Origin of the sequence: Acinetobacter sp. TG2027 (assembly GCF_000302435.1) — a bacterium.
Lineage (GTDB): Bacteria > Pseudomonadota > Gammaproteobacteria > Pseudomonadales > Moraxellaceae > Acinetobacter > Acinetobacter pittii.
This window is the reverse complement of the sequence record NZ_AMJN01000034.1, coordinates 1-259: the sequence shown is the minus strand read 5'-3', so window position 1 is coordinate 259 and position 259 is coordinate 1. Positions and strand designations below refer to the sequence as shown.

The following is a 259-nucleotide window of genomic DNA, read 5'->3' as shown; positions in this document are numbered from 1 at the left end:
ACCGATTGCACAAATTACAGGTGTGTTAGGTCGTTTACAGCAAGCAAAAGTTGCAAAACAAAGCCTTGATGAGCTTATGCAACGTCCGATCGATCAGCCAGAGCGTTCTCATCTGGTACATAAGGCTGTTTTAAATGGCGACTACGAATTAAAAAATGTCTTGTTTCAATATAGTGAGGATGAACCGCGTCCTAGCCTTGCAGTTCGTCATTTAAAAATTCGTGCTGGTGAAAAAATTGCCATATTGGGGCGTAACGGT

The 259-nt window shown here is 42.1% G+C and carries 1 pseudogene; it reads left to right on the top strand.

Features of this window, described 5'->3' with window-relative positions:
- Positions 1-259, top strand: a pseudogene (locus B806_RS19015) (type I secretion system permease/ATPase); the annotation flags it as partial.